A 14890-nucleotide genomic window follows, 5' to 3' on the forward strand; every position below is an offset into this window, starting at 1 on the left:
CGCGCCTCGGCGGGGGCAGCTTCGCCATAGCAGACGCTCAAAGCCGGTCGATCACCATGCAGTCGATGACGGCGGCCAGATGCAGCCCCGCGCCGGTGACGACAAAGCCGTGCCACAGAGCCGTCTGGAACTTCAGATTCTGCCAGATGAAGAAAATCACGCCGCACGAATAGACCACGCCGCCCGCGAGGATCAGCCAGAGAGTGGTCGCGGGCAGGCTGGACAGCAGCGTGGCGAAGATGGCGGCGCCGCTCCAGCCGATGCCCAGATAGAACACGATCGACAGCCGGTCGAAGCGACCCGGCAGGAAGAGCTTTGTCGCGATGCCCACGGCGGCTGCTCCCCAGACGAGCGCGAGCAGGGTCGCGGCGGTGCGCCGGTCGTCGAGCTGCGCCAGGAACGGCGTGTAGGTGCCGGCGATCAGCGCGTAGATGGCGGCATGGTCGAAACGGCGCAGGATCCATTTCGCCGGCGTCGGCGGCCAGAGATTGTAGGCGCAGGAGATCGAAAGCACGGTGAGCAGCGAGACCACATAGAAGACGGCCGCCACATACTCGCCGGTGGCGGTGTGGAAGGCCGCAACGGCAAGAAATGCCGAACCGGCCGCGATCGCCAGCACGATGCCGACCGCATGAACGACGCCATCTGCAATGAGTTCGGCGCGCGAGTAGGAATATCGCCCGAAATAGGGGGCGGACAGATCGCTATGTTGCTTCGTCCCCGGCATGATCCCTGATCGCATGTTCACATGACAATTCGATTGAGCGCCAGCCGCAAATTGCGAGCGGCATGGCGACCAATCGTCAGGAAATAGGGAACGGGCGCGGAACCGCAACCTCGCGCGATAGGGCGAGACGCCCGAGGGCCGGACAAAGTCCGGCCAATGCCCAAGCTGTCAGCGGGCGGGCAGGGGCTTCTTCAGCGTCTTGAGAAGCACGCCGTGGATGGCCTCGTTGCCGGCGACGATCGAGCCGTGGTCGAGCATCTTCTGGCCGCCCTCCATGTCGGAGACGAAGCCGCCGGCCTCGCGCACCAGCAGAATGCCGGCGCCGAGATCCCAGGGGTTCAGCGCGGCTTCCCAGAAGCCGTCCATGCGTCCCGCGGCCACATAGGCAAGATCGAGCGCGACGGAGCCGAGACGGCGGACGCCAGCCACTTCGCCCATGACATTGCGCAATTCGATCAGGAACTTGCCATGGTTCGGACGGCCGAGATGAGGGACGCCGGTGCCAACCACCGCATCGGTCAGCTTGGAGCGCGCCGCAACCCGGAGACGCCGGTCATTCAGGAAGGCGCCGCCGCCGCGCTCGGCAGTGAAGAGCTCGTCCATGGCCGGATTGTAAACGACGCCGGCGACGAGCTGGCCCTGCCGCTCCAGTGCGATCGAGATCGAGAAGATCGGGATGCCGTGGAGGAAGTTGGTGGTGCCGTCGAGCGGGTCGATCAGCCAGCGGTGCTGGCCGTCATCGCCTTCGACAGGCCCGCGTTCCTCCATGAGGAAGGAATAGCCAGGTCGCGCCCGGCTGAGCTCGTTGTAGAGGATCTCTTCGGCCTTGCGGTCGGCCTGGCTGACATAGTCGCCCGGCCCCTTGAGCGAGACCTGGAGGTTCTGCACCTCGCCGAAATCGCGCGACAGCGAGCGGCCCGCCTTGCGAGCCGCATCGACCATGACCTTCATAAGTGCGGAGTAAGCCATCCGAGCGACCCTGCGCGTCTAGTCTGCGCGACGCAGATAGGTGAGTTCGTTGGTGTCGACCAGCACGCGCTCGCCCGTTTCGATGAAAGGCGGGACGAGGATGCGGATGCCGTTCTCGAGAACCGCCGGCTTGTAGGAGGAAGCGGCCGTCTGGCCCCTTACGACGGGATCAGCCTCGACGATGGACAGGGTCACCTGGTCGGGCAGCGAGATGCCGATCGGCTTCTCCTCGTAAAGCTGGACCGTCACCATCATGCCGTCCTGCAGGAACGCGGCGCGCTCGCCCACGAATTCCTTCTGCAGTTCGAGTTGCTCGTAGGTTTCGGTGTCCATGAAGACGAGAGCGTCCCCCTGCTCGAAGAGATAGGAGAAATCCTTCTGTTCGAGGCGGACGCGCTCCACCGTCTCTGCCGAGCGGAAGCGCTCGTTGAGCTTGGTCCCGTTGAGGAGATTCTTCAGTTCGACCTGGTTGTAGGCGCCGCCCTTGCCGGGCTTCACCGCGTTCGTCTTCACCGCGACCCAGAGGCCGCCATCGTGCTCGATGACGTTGCCGGGACGGATTTCGTTGCCGTTGATCTTGGCCATAGTTGTTCTTCCGGAAGGAAAATTGTCGCCCAAAGGGGCCGATATCGGGGCTCCCAAGACCACAATTTGCCCGGAGAGGCAAGACCGGGCGTCAGCGCAGGCGGTTGGCCCGCTCCAGCGCCGCCTGCTTCTCCTCGTCGGTCAGGCCGTCCATGAAGTCGTCCATCTCTCGATCGATAAGGCCTGCGCGGCGCGCAAGGATGTACCACGCAGCCGCGAGGATGGAATCCGGCTCGGTGCCAAGACCCGCCATGTAGAGCTTGGCGAGGCGGTTCTGCGCGGCGACATTGCCGCTGTCGGCCGCCCGCTTCATCCAGTTGAAGCCGGAATCCAGATCTCTCGCACCGCCGCGGCCTTCGACGAGCCAGGTGCCGAGCTCGAGCTGCGCCGTGTCGTAGTTCTGGCGCGCCGCCAGCGTCAGCCATCTGCGCGCTTCCCTGAGGTCGGCCTTCTTGCCGCCGACCCCGTTGAGATAGACCTGCGCCATCGCATACTGGGCATCGGCGAGGCCGGCGCTTGCAGCGCGTTCGTAATAGGCCACGGCCTTCGTCATGCCGACTTCGCCGGTCTCGCGGTCGACAATCATCTGAGCGAGGTTGAACTGCGCCAGTCGGTTGCCCGCCTCCGCGGCGGCCTGCATCAGCGCATAGGCGGCCTTGAGGTCCTTGGCGACATATTTGCCGTCGATGAGCATCAGAGCGTACTGGAACTGCGCCTCGGGGACGCCCTGTTCGGCCGCCCGTGCATACCAGGTCGCGGCCGACTTGTCGTCGCGCTTCATGCCCAGGCCGCGCGACAGGATCTCGGCCACCAGGGTCTGGGCGGCCGGGTCGCCGTTCTGCGCGCGCGTCAGCGCCAGATTATAGGCCGTCTTGTAGAGCCCGCGCTGAAAAGCGCCGTAGGCGGCGTCGCCGGGTCTCTCGCCGAAACGCTGCGGATCGAGGCCGTCGTGCGGCTTTGCATCCGCCGGCGGTCGATTTTCATCCGCCTTCGGCGTCACGTCCCTAGGCTTCAGGATCTTGACGGGAGGCTCTCCGATCGCGTCGCGCGGTTCCATGGGCGCGCCGAAGCGGGAGGGATCGATCTGCAGCGGAGCCGCATCCGTGCGGGTTTCCTCTGGGCTCTCGGACGCGTTTGATGCCGCCGAGGCGGCGCCGGAGCTCACCGACAGGAGGCCGACGAGGGCCAGCATAGGGAATCCAAGCGCCGCCCGCATCGATCAGGCCTCGAAACGCGGTGCGCGCTCATCAAGCAGCGCGTTGGCGCGCTGGATTGCATCGCGCGGTTCGATACCGTCGCCGAAAACGGCGTTCGACAGCGCGACGAATTCGGCCCCGGTGGCCGCGACCTGGATAACGGAGTCGAGGTCGCTGCCGGCCATGACGATGCACGGGATCTCGATCATCTCGGCCCACCACTGGCCAAGAGCAAGGTTGCGGGAATGCGGCTCGGGGCGGGTGTCGTAGCCGAAGCGGCCGAAGAAGATGTAGTCGGGGCGGAGCTCGCCGAGTTCGAGCGCGTCGTCACGGGTCTTGGCGCCGCCGACGCCGACCATCATGCGCGCCTGCAGCCGCTCGATGTCGTTTGCGATCTCCGTGACGCCGGTCTCGAGGTGTACGCCATCCGCGCCGACGCGGCCCGCAATGCGTGTGTCGCCTTCGACGATCACGGCGAGGCCGGCTTCGTGCGCGATGGGAACCACGTGCTCACAGAAGTGCTGGAAGGAGGCGTCGTCGAGGCCGTTTGCGGGCAGCATCAGGGACGCCACGTCGCCGCCCTGAACCGCCTGGTGCAGCCGCGCGCCGAAACGCTCGGCGGACAGGCCGGCGGGTGCGATCAGGACAATACGGCAGCGGTTGGGATCAGCAGCAGTCATTCTTCAACAATCCAGTCCTTGGCCGCTATGCGGGCCGATCGTGTTGGCAATGGGGCATAAAGGAAAGGCGTCGGGTTGAACAGGCGCAGTCGCCATGGACCCGGGTCGAGGCGGCCGTTCCGGTGCGTAGCCAGTTTGCTGTCGCCTTGCGCGCGTTTTGCGGCTATGGCGGCGTCGAACGCCTCTGACTGCCTCAAGCCATGCCCACCTTGCTTTTCGATCCGCTTTTCTATGCGGCCGCCATTCCCGCTGTCGTGCTCGTGGGCCTGTCAAAGGGCGGCCTCGGCGGCGCGATGGGCTTTGCAGGCGTGCCGTTGATGGCGCTGGTGGTGTCGCCGGTGCAGGCGGCCGCCATTCTGTTGCCGATCCTTCTGCTCATGGACCTGGTCTCCTTGTGGACGTGGCGCGGCGTCTATGATCGCAGCCTGCTCCGCTCGATGATGCCCGGCTCGATTGTGGGCATCGGGATTGGCTGGATCACGGCCGCGATGGTAACCGCGCCGATGATCCGCTTCATCGTCGGAGCGGTGGCGATCGTGTTCGTCGGGCGCTGGGTGTTCATGAAAATCCGCGACAGGCTACCGCAACCGAAGAAGCCCAACCTCGTCGCTGCATCGATCTGGGGCACAGTGACCGGCTTCACCAGTTTCGTGGCCCATGTCGGCGGACCCCCCTTCCAGTTCTATGCGCTGCCGCTCAGGCTCGATCCGAAGGTGCTCACCGGGACCAGCGTGATCTTCTTCGCCATCACGAACGCGGTGAAGCTGGTGCCGTATTCCATGCTCGGCCAGTTCGACGCCACGAACCTGCTTGCCGCCGCGGTGCTGATGCCGCTGGCGCCGGTTGCGACGCTCGCCGGGGCCTGGGTGGTAAGGCGCCTGCGGCCCGAGACCTTCTACAACCTCTCCTACGCGACGGTTGGGTTGATTGCGATAAAGCTCGTCTATGACGGGGTGATCGACTGGCTGGCCCTGTGACCAGGCGTGATTAATACTAGCCCAAGGGCTGCCAGAGCCACTATGTGAACGGTGCCGTGCTAACCGGAGGATGACTTGGTCAATCCCTACGAAGAAAACCTCGACAAGAACGCCGCCAACTACCAGCCGCTGACGCCGCTCACCTATCTCGAGCGTGCGGCGAAGACATTCCCGGACCAGGTGGCGATCATCCACGGAAGCAGCCATGTCAGCTACCGCGATTTCTGGCGGCGCTCGCTGAAGCTCGCCTCGGCGCTGGCGACGCGCGGCATCGGCAAGGGCGACACGGTGACGGTGATGCTATCGAACACGCCGCCCATGCTGGAGGCGCATTTCGGCGTGCCCATGGTCAAGGCGGTGCTTCACAGTCTCAACACGCGGCTCGACGCGGCCATCATCGCCTTCCAGCTCGACCACGCGGATTCGAAGGTGCTGATCGTCGACCGCGAATTTTCAGGCGTCGTGAAGGAGGCGCTGGCGATCGCTAAGGCGAAGCCGCTGGTGATCGATTTCGACGATCCCGAGTATGGCTCCGACGCGCCGTATGCGAAGGGTGAGCGGATCGGCGAACTTGACTATGAGGACTTCGTCGCCTCGGGCGAGGAGGACTTCACCTGGGCTATGCCCGACGATGAGTGGGATGCGATCTCGCTGAACTATACGTCCGGCACCACCGGCAATCCCAAGGGTGTCGTCTATCACCATCGCGGCGCCGCGCTGATGGCCTACACGAACACCATCCACGCCGGCATGGGCAAGCATCCGGTCTATCTCTGGACGCTGCCGATGTTCCACTGCAACGGGTGGTGCTTCCCGTGGACGCTGGCCGTGCAGGCCGGCACGCATGTGTGCCTGCGCTGGGTGCGGGCCAAGGCGATGTACGACGCGATCGCGGATCACAGCGTCACGCACCTGTGCGGCGCGCCGGTGGTGATGTCGTCGTTGATCAACGCCAAGGACGAGGAGAAGAGGGAGTTCCCGCAGACGGTGACCTTCAACACGGCGGCCGCGCCGCCGCCGGAGGCGGTGCTGTCGGGGATGGGGGATGCCGGCTTCGCGGTAACGCATCTCTACGGCCTGACGGAAACCTACGGTCCGGCGGTCGTCAACGAATGGCACAGCGACTGGGACCAACTCGACAAGAACGCACGCGCTGCGAAGAAGGCGCGGCAGGGCGTTCGCTATGCCGCACTGGAAGACCTCACCGTCATGAACCCCGAGACGATGGAGAAGACGCCGGCCGATGGCGAGACCATCGGCGAGGTCATGTTCCGCGGCAACATCGTAATGAAGGGCTATTTGAAGAACGAGAAGGCCACGGACGAGGCGTTTGCCGGCGGATGGTTCCATTCGGGCGACCTCGGCGTCATGCATGCGGACGGGTACATCCAGCTCAAGGACCGTTCCAAGGACATCATCATCTCCGGCGGCGAGAATATCTCCTCGATCGAGGTCGAGGATGCGCTCTACAAGCATCCGGCCGTCGCCTCGTGCGGGGTGGTGGCGCGGCAGGACGACAAATGGGGCGAGGTGCCGGTCGCCTATGTCGAACTGAAGCCCGGCCGCACCGCAACCGAGACCGAGATCATCGAGCATTGCCGTACGCTGCTGGCGCGCTTCAAGTGTCCGAAGGCGGTGATCTTCGCCGAGATACCCAAGACGTCCACCGGCAAGATCCAGAAGTTCCGGTTGCGGGACATGGCAAAGGGCGGTTGAGGCAGGTCGCCACGCCCCTTCTGCAACCCCACGCCCCTTCTGTAACGATTGTATCGGCTACGCGTCCCGAGCGACACGGAGCCGAAACGATGCCGTGCCACACGTGACTTCCGGCCGGCGCCACGCAGCAAGCTTGCAGCGGCGCGAGGGGCCGTCAAAGGGGAGGGGTAGGAACAATGCACGGGGTTGCACGGAATTTCTTCATACTGGCGATCGTCTACGCGCTGTGCGGCATGGCGCTCGGGCTGTCCATGTCCATCACGCACGACCATACGCAGATGCCCGTCCACGCCCACACGATGGTGGCTGGATGGCTGATGTCGGCGGTGTTCGCCTTCTTCTATCACCTCGTGCCGGCCGCCAGCGCATCGCGTCTCGCGCTGGTTCATTTCTGGCTGACCACGGTGAGCGGCGTCTTGCTGCTGGTCGGCCTGTACTTCCTGCTGGCAGGCAATACGGCCATCGAGCCGGTCGTGGCCATCGGCTCGCTTGGTTTCTATGCGGGCATGATCCTGTTCGCCGTCATCGCCATTCCGGCGATGCGCAAGCCGATCCAATCCGGGGCAGGGGTGTATCCATACGAGACAGCTGCGGCCGCGCCGCTCAAAAATAGCGCGGCGCTTTAACCCCGCGTTAAGCCTTACGCGTGTTAACTGTGGGCATCCAGTGATCTGGATTCTTACCGAGTGGTGGAGCCACTCTGTTTGACGCCTCCCTGTTAAACTCCTGAGAGCCGCCCAATTCGCGGCTCTTTTTTTTGTTTCCGGGGCAAAACGCGGTCTTCAGGTCGGGAAAATCCCCTTCATCGCGTTAACCTTCTGTTAAACATATGCTTGCCTTCGAAGCAGGACCGGCGCATTTTTTGCTGGGCGCTGGCATAGAGTGCAATCGGCACCGGACTGACGACTCGGCGAGAGTCGGTCCGGCCGCGAGGGTTAGGGGCTTTCGGAGTTATGAGTGAGCTTTTCATGAGCGCCGGCAACACGGTCAAGCTGGCGGAACGGCGCGTCTTTTCCGATTCCTTCAAGCCGCTCTACAACGAGGGCATGGGTCTGGTGGAGCAGACGGCCGCCTATCTCGACGGTCCGGGCCGCGCCGAGGCGAAGAAGCTGTCGCGCATGGCGGCGACGCTCTATGCGGCGGAGTCGATGCGGCTGACCACGCGGCTGATGCAACTGGCGTCATGGCTGCTGCTGCAGCGGGCGGCCAACGCGGGCGAGATGACGCGCGAGCAGGTCGCTTCCGAAAAGTCCAAGGTGCGTCTGGACACGGCGTCGGCCAGCCAAGACGTCGCCGGCTGGATCGAATTGCCTGACGAGTTTCGTGACCTCGTGGCCCGTTCGCTGCGGCTGCAGACGCGTGTGCGCCATATGGACGACCAGATCTATGGTTCCGGGGACGCGCCGGCGCTGTCGCTGGCTGCCCACCGCACCAATGCGGTGTCGGAACAGATCAGGCTTCTCAACACCGCCTTCGCCCGGGGCTGACACGGGCTCCACCCGCATCTCCCGCGCCGTCGGGTCGCTGTGGTGAAGGATGCCGTCGACGGGTAGTGTCGGCCATGGCAGAAGCGATTCGCATCATCGGTATCGATCCCGGACTACGGCAGACCGGATGGGGCGTCGTCGAGACGCTCGGCAACTCGTTGCGCTTCATCGCTGCCGGCACAGTGTCGTCGGATGGCAAGGCGGAACTGGCGACGCGGCTTTGCCAGTTGCACGACGGGCTGGTCGAGGTCATCGACTTCCATCAGCCGCTGGAGGCCGCAGTGGAGCAGACCTTCGTCAATAAAGACGCGGTGGCGACGCTGAAGCTCGGGCAGGCGCGCGGCATCGCGATGCTGGTGCCTGCGCGCGCCGGCCTGGCCGTCGCGGAGTATGCGCCGAATGCGGTGAAGAAGGCGGTCGTCGGCGTCGGCCATGGCGACAAGCGGCAGATCCACATGATGGTGAAGGTGCTGATGCCGAAGGCGGTGTTCAACACGGAGCACGCCGCCGACGCGCTGGCGATCGCCATCTGCCACGCCCATCACCGACAGAGCGCAGCCCGGCTGGCACGGGTGGGCTGAGCCGCACCCAGTCGCGGATGTTCTTGACATGTTCCGCTCTGGCCCGTAGGTAATACTGCGGAGGTATTACCATGCGCGTGACGGAAAAAGGCCAGGTGACCATACCGAAGAACGTTCGTCGGCATCTCGATATCCGACCCGGAAGCGAGGTTGAATTCACCTTCGCCGGCGACGGAGCGCTGCTGAGGAAGGTCGAGGTTTCCAGCGAGGAGCGAAGCCGCGAGGTGCGCGAACTCCTTGATCACATACGCAAGCACAAGGGATCGATGAACTTGGCGGGCATGACCTCGGACGAGTTCTACAAGATGCTGCGCGACTGATGGGAACGCTGGTCGACACCAACGTTCTCGTCGATCTGTTCGACGTCGGGGGACAGTGGGAGGAATGGTCCGTAGCCCAGATAGCGGCGGCCCGCGAGGCAGGACCCATCGTGATCAATCCGCTGATCTATGCGGAAATGGCCGCAGGTTACGACTTCGAATCCGAGCTCGAGGCGAGCCTCTCTCCAACGCAGTTCCTGCGGGAGGATCTGCCGTGGAACGCGGCTTATCTGGCAGGCCGGGCGTTTGCCGTCTATCGCCGGTCGGGAGGCGTCAAGCGGTCTCCCTTGCCCGACTTCTACATAGGCGCCCATGCACTCGTCGGCGGCCATACCTTGTTGACCAGAGACAGAGGCCGCTACGCGTCTTACTTCCCGATGTTGCGGATCATTTCTCCGGACACGCATCCATGAGGACATTGGCATGATCGGCAAGCTGAAGGGCGTGATCGACGAGATCGGCGAGGACCATTGCATCGTCGACGTGCATGGCGTCGGCTACGTCGCCCATTGCTCGACGCGCACGCTGTCGCACCTGCCGGGAGAGGGCGTCGCGGTCACGCTGTTCATCGAGACCTATGTGCGCGAGGACATGATCCGCCTCTACGGCTTCGAGTCGGCGCTCGAGCGCGAATGGTTCCGGCTGTTGATGGGCAACGTCCAGGGGGTCGGCGCCAAGGTGGCGCTGGCGGTGCTGTCGACGCTGTCGCCGTCCGACCTCGCCAACGCCATCGCGCTGCGCGACATCGCCATGGTTTCCCGCGCGCCCGGCGTCGGCAAGAAGGTGGCGGAACGCATCGTCACCGAGCTGAAGAACAAAGCGCCCGCCTTCGCGGGCGAGGCGTCCGGCACGATCGGCCTGAAGCAGGAACTCGGCGAGGGCGTCGCACCCGCGCCGATCGCCGACGCGGTCTCGGCGCTGACCAATCTCGGCTACTCGCGTGACATCGCGGCGAACGCCATCGCCGCGGCGCTGAAGACGGCCGGCGAGGGGGCGGATTCGGCGAAGCTGATACGCCTCGGGCTGAAGGAGCTGGCGCGGTAATCATTGATAGCTGCAGGTATCCTTACTATTGTTATAGGTAAGGACGTTGTAGGAGGTAAGGATGGGCGTCTTGGCGACGATAACTGCCAAAGGGCAGATCACGCTGCCCAAAGAAGTGCGCGTCCGCCACGGATTAAAGCCCGGCGATTCCGTCGAGTTCGTCGAAGAGGATGGACGGACATATGTCCAACCGCGGAAGATACGGGCGATCGACCTCGCGGGAATTCTTGGAAGGCCGCCGTCGGGCGAAAGCCTGGCGATCGAAGATTTCGACGATGCGATCATGGATGCAGTTGCGGAAGACTGGGACGAGTTCGAGCGACGGAATCGGGAGTCGGAAACTTGATAGGCGTGGACACGAACGTGCTCCTGCGCCTGCTCATCGAGGAGGATTCCGAACAGTGCGCGCGATCCCGCGCGTTCTTCTCTCAGCGGACCGCCCGCGATCCGGCATTTGTCAGCAGCATCGTTCTCGCGGAACTGATCTGGCACTTGCGGCGCCGCTTTCGGTACACGAACGACACCATCTTGCGGGTGCTGGGGACAATGACGCAAAGCGCGGAGTTTCGGTTCGAGCATGGCGACAAACTGCGGGCATTCCTTGCGGAGCAGACGAGAACGCCATCCGACGTCGCCGACGCGATGATCGCCTGGTCCAGTCTTGCGGCGAACTGCGATCAGATCGTCACTTTCGACAAGCGCTCAGCCAAGAAGATCCCCTCCATGGAGTTGCTTGCGTGAGCGCAACAACATTGACATCGGCGACGCTCGGCGTCGCAACGATCATGAATTCATCCTCGGGTTTCCCTGCGGTTGCCTCCAGATTTCTTGCGCCGAGGCTCACGTGAGCCTTTCCCCGCGCCTCATCTCTTCCGAAAAGCGCGGCGAGGACGCCGACCAGACGCTCAGGCCGCAGACGCTGGACGACTTCGTCGGCCAGCAGGCGGCGCGCGCCAACCTGAAAGTGTTCATCGAGGCGGCCAAGGGCCGCGGCGAGGCGCTCGACCACGTGCTCTTCGTCGGCCCGCCGGGGCTCGGCAAGACGACGCTCGCCCAGATCATGGCGCGCGAGATGGGGGTGAACTTCCGCTCGACCTCCGGCCCGGTGATCGCCAAGGCGGGCGACCTTGCGGCGCTGCTGACCAATCTGGAGGAACGCGACGTCCTCTTCATCGACGAGATCCACCGCCTCAACCCGGCGGTCGAGGAAATCCTCTATCCGGCGATGGAAGATTTTCAGCTCGACCTCATCATCGGCGAGGGGCCGGCGGCGCGCTCGGTGAAGATCGACCTCGCCCGCTTCACGCTGGTGGCCGCGACCACGCGGCTGGGGCTGCTGACCAACCCGCTGCGAGACCGTTTCGGCATTCCGGTGCGGTTGAACTTCTACACGGTCGAGGAACTGGAACTGATCGTACGGCGCGGGGCGCGCATCCTCGGCATGCCGCTTGGCGACGACGGCGCCACCGAGATCGCGCGCCGGGCGCGCGGCACGCCGCGCATTGCCGGGCGCCTGCTCAGACGGGTACGCGACTTCGCGACGGTGGCCGGCGCCGACAGCGTGTCGCGGAAGGTGGCCGACGAGGCGCTGTCCAGGCTGGAGGTGGATTCGCTCGGGCTCGATCAACTCGACCGCCGCTATCTCTCGATGATCGCGCAGAATTTCGGCGGTGGTCCGGTGGGTGTCGAAACCATCTCGGCGGCGCTGTCGGAGCCGCGCGACGCCATTGAGGACATCATCGAGCCCTATCTCATCCAGCAGGGCTTTATCCAGCGCACGCCGCGCGGGCGGGTGCTGACCGCGAACGCCTGGCGGCATCTCGGGCTGGAGGCGCCGCGCGACCTGGCGCAGCAGCAGTTCGGGCTGTTCCAGGAGGAGTGAGTTTTAGAGCCAGCGGCGGGTCCGGCTCGCATAGGCGTCGTAGGCGGCGCCGAATTTCTGGCGCATCGCATTCTCCTCGAAGCGCACGTACCAGCGGTCGGCGATGACCGCGAAGGCGGCGGCGAGGAGGAGCGGAAGCAGCGTGCCGACCAGGATCGCCAGGCCCAGGAGCAGGACGCACATGCCGAGATACATCGGGTTGCGCGTCCAACGGAACATGCCATCGGTGACCATCACGGTCGGCTCGTTGAATGTCTTGATGTTGGTCCTGACCCGTTCGAAATGCCGGGCGGCAGGGATGCCGATGCCCAGACCGGCGATCATCAGGACGATGCCGAGAAGGTTGTAGGGCGGCGGCGCGAAGGTCGGTCCCCCGGCCACCGCGTCGACGATCACCATCGCCACGATGAAGATGAGCAGAAGTATCGGAGGCAGGATTCTCATATTGGATCTCCGTTCCAGACCCTCCACCTTCAATGCCGGCCGTTCGATGGCGGCGACCGGCGCCCCGCGCCTGTTGCGAGCATAGCCCGGATACCGGCCCGAACGAAAAGAAAGCAACGGGCGGCGGGACGGGTCGGCTCAGGGGGCTATCGCGAACTGCCCGCGAGTTCCCGCACCATCTCGATGACGTCCGGCTCGGCGGGGCGCTGGTCGAACTCCTCGACGACGCCGAACGCACCGCCGTAGCTCCAGATCGACCAGGCGAAGCCATGCTGCTCGGCGATTTCGATCATGTCCTTCACATACAAGGCGCGCCATTTCGGATTCATGAGGAAGGGGCTTCCGTAGTCCTGCCGGATCATGCCGAATTCGCCGAGGAAGATTTTTTCGGGCGCAATGCCGTGCTGCTTCGCCCAGGCATCGACCGTCTTGAAGGGTGCTGCCATCGCCGTGCGCAGCTTATCGGGCGTGTCTATCTCGGCGAACTGCTCGCCGAGATAGGCGACCATGCCTTCGCGCCTCAGCATCGGCGCCTCGTCGCGCATCCTCTCTCGGATCGATTGCAGGATACGCTCCATCTCTTCCGCAGACACGCTGTCGGGCGGATAGGGGATGCCGGCGACGTAGGGGATGAAATCACCGGCCCAGCTCGCGCCCTGATGCGTCAACAGGAAAGGCGAATAGGAGTGGAAGGTCCAGACCAGATTGTCGTCGGGGAATTCGGACGGGTTGATTGCGGCGAGGCCTTCGGCGGAGCCCCAGCAGGCGCCCGGCAGCACGAGCGTGAGCCGCGTCGCGGAGGCGCGGGCGGCGGCAAAAAGGCGCTTCAGCCGGTCGGGCCAGATGGGGTCGCCTCCTTCGCAGCCGGCGGTCGGCTCGTTCATCACCTCGAGCGCGACGCGCGACGGATCTTCGTCGGCGAGCAATCGCGCCACGCTGCGCACCATCTCGACATAGTCCTCGAAGAGGGCGTCGTCCTCCATCAGCTTGCCGGTGCTGACCGAACGGCCGTCGCCCCAGGGGATCGCATGAAGGTCGACGACCGCCTTGAGGCCGGCGGCGTTGACCAACCTGACCGATTCCAGAACGTTCTCGAAAAGCTCCTCACGCAGGCCGGCTGCGGCCGGCGACAGCAGCGGGGCGGGATCGACCGGCATGCGGACGAAGTCGAAGCCAGCCTCGCGCAGCGTCTTCAGTTCGCGCTCGCCGACGGTGCGGCGCCATTCCGGAAAGGGCAGCAGAACAGAGGGATCGCTCCAGCGGTCTTCGCCGGGCCAGGTGGACCACGCGTCGAGGTTGATGCCGCGCTTCATATCGAAGCTGGTCGCCGACGCGGGCAACGTGCAGGCGGCGAGGAGCGCCAGCAAAAGGAGCGCGCGCTTGATCGCGGCGGTCAATAGTGCCATGCCGTCGGCCCTCCGAACATCCCGGTTCCAAGTGTCAGGCAACCCGATAAAAGGAAAGCGCAATGGCGGATCATGGTGAATCTGCGCGGCTGCTCACGGGCATCGCCGGAGAACTCACGCCGTTCGGCCATCGCATCATGGCGCGGGTCTACTATGCCGACACGGATTTTTCCGGCGTCGTCTACCACGCGCGCTATCTCGAATTCTTCGAGCGCGGACGTTCGGATTTCCTGCGGCTGGCCGGCGTGCACCACACCGAACTGGCCGACGGCAAGCATGGCGAGAAGCTTGTCTGGGTGGTGCGGCGCATGGAGATCGACTTTCGCGGCCCGGCAAGGATCGACGACATCCTGACCGTCGACACGCATGCAGAGGATATCTCCGGAGCCCGCATCGTCATGGCGCAGCAGCTCAAGCGCGGCCACGAGGTGCTGGTGGAGGCGCGAGTCGAGGCGGCGATCATCGGCGCAAACGGCCGCCCCCGGCGGTTTCCGAAGGAATGGATCGCGGCGTTCATGCCCAAAGGATGAAGGCCGCCAGCCGAGCCTGGTTGCGCTACGCGTCAGTCGCGGCCTGCCGGCACCGACCTGATGCACCTGTACACGCGGCAAGATCTGGTGTCGGAGGTCGGAATGCTCCTTGACTGCATCGCCTCGCCCAGGTCGCAGTACGACTGGTTGCGCACGGCCTTGCCGTAGATCGGCACGCCTGCCGATCCGGTGAAGCGCACGATCGCCGCGCCGTCGCGCTTGATGACGGCCTGCAGCCTGGCGCAGGTCATGCTGGTCGAGGTGTAGCGCTCGATGGCCGATGCTTCAGATGAAACAACGACCAGAACGAGCGTCGTGAAAGCGGCCTTGGTGAGCATGTCTCCCT

General features: G+C 64.6%; 20 protein-coding genes. 12 read left to right on the forward strand and 8 right to left on the reverse strand.

Going from position 1 to position 14890, the window contains the following annotated elements; genetic code table 11:
- Positions 1–37: 37 nt before the first annotated feature.
- The 5 genes from trhA to PD284_RS06815 form a co-directional block, all read right to left on the reverse strand.
- Positions 38–727 (reverse strand): PAQR family membrane homeostasis protein TrhA, encoded by a 690-nt coding sequence (gene trhA / locus PD284_RS06795; RefSeq protein ID WP_274627455.1) that lies wholly within the window; start codon positions 725–727, stop codon positions 38–40.
- A gap of 168 nt (positions 728–895) precedes the next feature.
- Positions 896–1696, reverse strand: a complete 801-nt coding sequence (locus tag PD284_RS06800) for an inositol monophosphatase family protein (protein WP_274627456.1) — start codon at positions 1694–1696, stop codon at positions 896–898.
- Positions 1697–1714: 18 nt separating this feature from the next.
- Positions 1715–2281 carry an elongation factor P gene (gene efp, locus PD284_RS06805; RefSeq protein ID WP_274627457.1) on the reverse strand — a complete coding sequence of 189 codons (567 nt, stop codon included), beginning with the start codon at positions 2279–2281 and terminating at the stop codon, positions 1715–1717.
- 91 nt (positions 2282–2372) lie between these two features.
- Positions 2373–3473 carry a tetratricopeptide repeat protein gene (locus tag PD284_RS06810; RefSeq protein ID WP_274627458.1) on the reverse strand — a complete coding sequence of 367 codons (1101 nt, stop codon included), beginning with the start codon at positions 3471–3473 and terminating at the stop codon, positions 2373–2375.
- Positions 3474–3500: 27 nt separating this feature from the next.
- Positions 3501–4157 (reverse strand): thiamine phosphate synthase, encoded by a 657-nt coding sequence (locus PD284_RS06815; RefSeq protein WP_274627459.1) that lies wholly within the window; start codon positions 4155–4157, stop codon positions 3501–3503.
- Positions 4158–4357: 200 nt separating this feature from the next.
- Between PD284_RS06815 and PD284_RS06820 the strand changes: the two genes are divergently transcribed.
- From PD284_RS06820 to ruvB, 11 genes are all read left to right on the forward strand, one after another.
- On the forward strand, positions 4358–5134 hold the full coding sequence (locus PD284_RS06820) for a sulfite exporter TauE/SafE family protein (RefSeq protein WP_274627460.1): 777 nt from the start codon (positions 4358–4360) through the stop codon (positions 5132–5134).
- A gap of 75 nt (positions 5135–5209) precedes the next feature.
- The gene (locus tag PD284_RS06825; protein ID WP_274627461.1) at positions 5210–6850 is read left to right on the forward strand and encodes an acyl-CoA synthetase; all 1641 of its coding nucleotides are present in this window, start codon (positions 5210–5212) and stop codon (positions 6848–6850) included.
- 176 nt (positions 6851–7026) lie between these two features.
- Positions 7027–7476 (forward strand): heme-copper oxidase family protein, encoded by a 450-nt coding sequence (locus tag PD284_RS06830; RefSeq protein ID WP_274627462.1) that lies wholly within the window; start codon positions 7027–7029, stop codon positions 7474–7476.
- A 342-nt stretch (positions 7477–7818) separates the two neighbouring features.
- A complete protein-coding gene (gene rcdA / locus PD284_RS06835) occupies positions 7819–8337 on the forward strand; it encodes a protease adaptor protein RcdA (protein WP_274627463.1) in 519 nt (172 codons plus the stop codon).
- Positions 8338–8411: 74 nt separating this feature from the next.
- Positions 8412–8918 (forward strand): crossover junction endodeoxyribonuclease RuvC, encoded by a 507-nt coding sequence (gene ruvC, locus PD284_RS06840; RefSeq protein ID WP_274627464.1) that lies wholly within the window; start codon positions 8412–8414, stop codon positions 8916–8918.
- Between the two features lie 71 nt (positions 8919–8989).
- Positions 8990–9238 carry an AbrB/MazE/SpoVT family DNA-binding domain-containing protein gene (locus tag PD284_RS06845; protein ID WP_274627465.1) on the forward strand — a complete coding sequence of 83 codons (249 nt, stop codon included), beginning with the start codon at positions 8990–8992 and terminating at the stop codon, positions 9236–9238.
- Complete coding sequence (locus PD284_RS06850; RefSeq protein WP_274627466.1) at positions 9238–9651, forward strand: type II toxin-antitoxin system VapC family toxin; 414 nt, start codon at positions 9238–9240, stop codon at positions 9649–9651. The genes PD284_RS06845 and PD284_RS06850 overlap by 1 nt, the downstream gene beginning before the upstream one ends.
- A gap of 10 nt (positions 9652–9661) precedes the next feature.
- Entirely contained in the window at positions 9662–10282 is a 621-nt protein-coding gene (ruvA, locus tag PD284_RS06855; protein WP_274627467.1) for a Holliday junction branch migration protein RuvA, read from the forward strand.
- A 70-nt stretch (positions 10283–10352) separates the two neighbouring features.
- Entirely contained in the window at positions 10353–10628 is a 276-nt protein-coding gene (locus PD284_RS06860; protein ID WP_274627468.1) for an AbrB/MazE/SpoVT family DNA-binding domain-containing protein, read from the forward strand.
- A gap of 5 nt (positions 10629–10633) precedes the next feature.
- Positions 10634–11023: a PIN domain-containing protein gene (locus tag PD284_RS06865; RefSeq protein ID WP_274627469.1), complete on the forward strand. Its 390-nt coding sequence runs from the start codon at positions 10634–10636 to the stop codon at positions 11021–11023.
- 103 nt (positions 11024–11126) lie between these two features.
- Entirely contained in the window at positions 11127–12164 is a 1038-nt protein-coding gene (ruvB, locus tag PD284_RS06870) for a Holliday junction branch migration DNA helicase RuvB (protein ID WP_274627470.1), read from the forward strand.
- Between the two features lie 3 nt (positions 12165–12167).
- On the opposite strand, the gene PD284_RS06875 is transcribed toward ruvB, so the two are convergent.
- Both PD284_RS06875 and PD284_RS06880 read right to left on the reverse strand, forming a co-directional pair.
- Positions 12168–12608, reverse strand: coding sequence for a methyltransferase family protein (locus tag PD284_RS06875; protein WP_274627471.1), 441 nt, complete (start codon positions 12606–12608; stop codon positions 12168–12170).
- A 146-nt stretch (positions 12609–12754) separates the two neighbouring features.
- Positions 12755–14014, reverse strand: a complete 1260-nt coding sequence (locus tag PD284_RS06880) for a glycoside hydrolase family 5 protein (RefSeq protein ID WP_274627472.1) — start codon at positions 14012–14014, stop codon at positions 12755–12757.
- A gap of 62 nt (positions 14015–14076) precedes the next feature.
- Here PD284_RS06880 and ybgC point away from each other — a divergent pair, with 62 nt between their 5' ends.
- A complete protein-coding gene (ybgC, locus tag PD284_RS06885) occupies positions 14077–14544 on the forward strand; it encodes a tol-pal system-associated acyl-CoA thioesterase (RefSeq protein WP_274627473.1) in 468 nt (155 codons plus the stop codon).
- Between the two features lie 32 nt (positions 14545–14576).
- Here ybgC and PD284_RS06890 read toward each other — a convergent pair whose 3' ends face one another.
- The gene (locus PD284_RS06890) at positions 14577–14882 is read right to left on the reverse strand and encodes a hypothetical protein (RefSeq protein ID WP_274627474.1); all 306 of its coding nucleotides are present in this window, start codon (positions 14880–14882) and stop codon (positions 14577–14579) included.
- Between the last annotated feature and the right edge of the window lie 8 nt (positions 14883–14890).

The sequence above is a fragment of the Mesorhizobium shangrilense genome, from assembly GCF_028826155.1.
Classification (GTDB): Bacteria; Pseudomonadota; Alphaproteobacteria; order Rhizobiales; family Rhizobiaceae; genus Arvimicrobium; species Arvimicrobium flavum.

Coding starts and splice junctions, on each gene's coding strand:
- trhA (WP_274627455.1), bottom strand. CDS start 727: ATGCCGGGGACGAAGCAACATAGCGATCTGTCCGCCCCCTATTTCGGG.
- PD284_RS06800 (WP_274627456.1), bottom strand. CDS start 1,696: ATGGCTTACTCCGCACTTATGAAGGTCATGGTCGATGCGGCTCGCAAG.
- efp (WP_274627457.1), bottom strand. CDS start 2,281: ATGGCCAAGATCAACGGCAACGAAATCCGTCCCGGCAACGTCATCGAG.
- PD284_RS06810 (WP_274627458.1), bottom strand. CDS start 3,473: ATGCTGGCCCTCGTCGGCCTCCTGTCGGTGAGCTCCGGCGCCGCCTCG.
- PD284_RS06815 (WP_274627459.1), bottom strand. CDS start 4,157: ATGACTGCTGCTGATCCCAACCGCTGCCGTATTGTCCTGATCGCACCC.
- PD284_RS06820 (WP_274627460.1), top strand. CDS start 4,358: ATGCCCACCTTGCTTTTCGATCCGCTTTTCTATGCGGCCGCCATTCCC.
- PD284_RS06830 (WP_274627462.1), top strand. CDS start 7,027: ATGCACGGGGTTGCACGGAATTTCTTCATACTGGCGATCGTCTACGCG.
- rcdA (WP_274627463.1), top strand. CDS start 7,819: ATGAGCGCCGGCAACACGGTCAAGCTGGCGGAACGGCGCGTCTTTTCC.
- ruvC (WP_274627464.1), top strand. CDS start 8,412: ATGGCAGAAGCGATTCGCATCATCGGTATCGATCCCGGACTACGGCAG.
- PD284_RS06845 (WP_274627465.1), top strand. CDS start 8,990: ATGCGCGTGACGGAAAAAGGCCAGGTGACCATACCGAAGAACGTTCGT.
- PD284_RS06850 (WP_274627466.1), top strand. CDS start 9,238: ATGGGAACGCTGGTCGACACCAACGTTCTCGTCGATCTGTTCGACGTC.
- ruvA (WP_274627467.1), top strand. CDS start 9,662: ATGATCGGCAAGCTGAAGGGCGTGATCGACGAGATCGGCGAGGACCAT.
- PD284_RS06875 (WP_274627471.1), bottom strand. CDS start 12,608: ATGAGAATCCTGCCTCCGATACTTCTGCTCATCTTCATCGTGGCGATG.
- PD284_RS06880 (WP_274627472.1), bottom strand. CDS start 14,014: ATGGCACTATTGACCGCCGCGATCAAGCGCGCGCTCCTTTTGCTGGCG.
- ybgC (WP_274627473.1), top strand. CDS start 14,077: ATGGCGGATCATGGTGAATCTGCGCGGCTGCTCACGGGCATCGCCGGA.
- PD284_RS06890 (WP_274627474.1), bottom strand. CDS start 14,882: ATGCTCACCAAGGCCGCTTTCACGACGCTCGTTCTGGTCGTTGTTTCA.